Annotated in this window: 2 protein-coding genes; both read right to left on the bottom strand. The window is 65.6% G+C overall.

From position 1 onward, the window contains the following. Positions 1-1014: 1014 nt before the first annotated feature. Positions 1015-1227 (bottom strand): hypothetical protein, encoded by a 213-nt coding sequence (locus tag VFO93_RS10950; protein WP_325134411.1) that lies wholly within the window; start codon positions 1225-1227, stop codon positions 1015-1017. Between the two features lie 225 nt (positions 1228-1452). Continuing rightward, positions 1453-2173, bottom strand: a 721-nt coding sequence (locus VFO93_RS10945) for a hypothetical protein (RefSeq protein WP_325134410.1), incomplete at its 5' end; no start/stop codon positions are given.

Raw genomic sequence — 2173 nt, 5'->3', positions numbered from 1 at the left:
CTACGTGGCCCAGCGCGGCCACGGCCGGGGCCAGTGCGGTGGGCACGGCCGCCAGCAGGCCCGAGGCCGCCTGGGGGGCGGCCGGCTTGGGCACAGGGGCGGCGGCGGCTTTAGCCACGGCGGCGCGGGGCCGGGGGCGGGCAAAAAGGCGGGCCGGGGCGGAGCCGGCGTGTGTACTGGTGGCAGGCGCGGCCCGGCGGCCTTGCCCAGGTCGAAGCCTTGCCGCAACAGGCCCTGCGGGTAGTAAATAGGCGCGCCCCGGGCTGCCGCTTTACTCGAGGGGTACAACGAAGCGGTAGAGATGCTCCACTACGTTTAGCATGACACTTGTTTCCAGCTATTTTGCTTTGGAAATAAGTCCATTAATCAGTCGGCACGCGTGCCGTAAAGCACCAGCTTCCGGACGCCTTTGATGTCGTTATACTGGTCGTAAGTTACCCGGAAGTAGCGCGTAGTAACGGCTACCGGCCATTTGTTCCAGCGCTCGTACTCGGACAGGTTATCTGTGAAAAGCGGGGCCCAGGCACCCGGCGTATCTGCCGAAACCGTGACGCTGCCCATGCCATTGCCGTCGAAGAGATAGAACGTATCCAGCTGGTAATTGTGCCCCAGGTCAACGTAAAAGCTGAGGGGTATTCTTCCGGATTATAACTCGGTATCCAGCCCTCGGTCGCAGGCGAGCTGCTGGAACCGCCCTCGTTGTACGATTCGGGCTGGTCGAAGAGCTTGAAGGGGTCGTCGCGGCCCGCCTCGTTTACTAGCATGGCCCGGCTTACCGTGATTTTGGCGCGGGAGTAGGCGGGCGCGGCCTGGGGAAAAGCGGCCAGGGTAGCGTTGATAAGCTGAATATTCTTCATAATAAGCAGGTTATTTCAAGGTGAGGCCCACGATGCTGGGGGCGTTAGTGCTGGGAGTAGTGCTGATGTAGAGCTTGGCCCCGGCCGCCCACTCGGCATCGGTGAGCGCCGCCAGCTGCGCATTGGCCTAGCTCAGAGTCTGGTTGGGAGTGCCGTACTAGCGGGTGCCGGTGCGCGTGTTTTTGTCGAGCTGGTACGTAATCGCCGTGGCGTTCAGGTCCAGCACTTCGTCGGCCAGGGTGTAGCGGGCCGGCAGGGGCAGCTCGGCCACGCGGGCGGCGGGGGTGCTGCTGATTTGCAGACACTGGCCTTGCTCGCGGTTAGCCGTTGTGCCTGTGCCGCCTGGAGTAGAAGGTATGCGTTTTCGCAAAACTGCAGCCAGTAGTGAGTAGCGAAAGCTGTAACATTCACTACTTGCCGACCCAGAAATGAAAAAAGGACGATTCAGCGAGGCCCGCATGATGGCCATTCTGCAATCGCAAGCCAGCGGCTAACCGGTGGCCAAGTGCGCGAGCCATGGGCCATGATGCACCCAGGCAGCAGGCCTTGCAGGCAGTGAGTGGGCACCCCCGGGCTAGGGATGCTGGAAACCGCCTCACCGCTCACGTAAAAAAGGCGTAGTAGTTAGCCACAAATGCCCCCTGCGTATTTGCCGGGCTCTGAGGGCTTGGCCCACCTGGGCGAGTTGCTTGCCCTTCTCTACGAAGAGCATCACCCCGTGGTAGAGGCCGCGGGCCAGTTGCAGGAAGGCCCCGCCGGGCACGGCCTTGGCGGCCACGCCTAGCACCTGCTGCTGCACGAAGTCCAGGGCCTGGGCGCGCAGGCCCTGGGCGTGGGCACTGATGGCTTGCCAGGCGGCTTGCGGGCCGTGCTGCCAGAGGGTGAGGGCTACGCCGCCCACTTGGGTGAGCACCTGTTGCAGGCGCTCGGTGGGCAGGGTGGGCAGGCGCAGGCGCAGGCGATGCAGCACGGCGGCCTTCGTGAGGTCGAAAACTTGCAAGAGCAGGTCGAGCAGGCCAGCCAGGTCGAGGCGGGCGGGCAGGAGCAGGCCGGCGTTGGCCAGGCCGCCGAGCAGCCAGTCCTGGACGGCGGCCAGCAGGTGGCGGGGGCCGTGGGCCAGGAAGGCGGCGAAGCCGCGCTGGCCGGCGGCGACGAGGTTAGTGAGGAAGGGCAGGGGGTGGCGCAGGATGCGCAGCAAGAGGTCGCCGCCCTGGTCGAGGGCGCGCAGCACGGGGGCGGCCTGCTCGGGGCCGAGCACGGCGGCGACGAGCCAGCGCAGCAGGGCGGCCTCGGTGCGGACCACGAAGCGGGCCACG

It is taken from the genome of Hymenobacter sp., assembly GCF_035709525.1.
Lineage (GTDB): Bacteria > Bacteroidota > Bacteroidia > Cytophagales > Hymenobacteraceae > Hymenobacter.
This window is presented reverse-complemented; position numbering and strand designations above follow the sequence as displayed.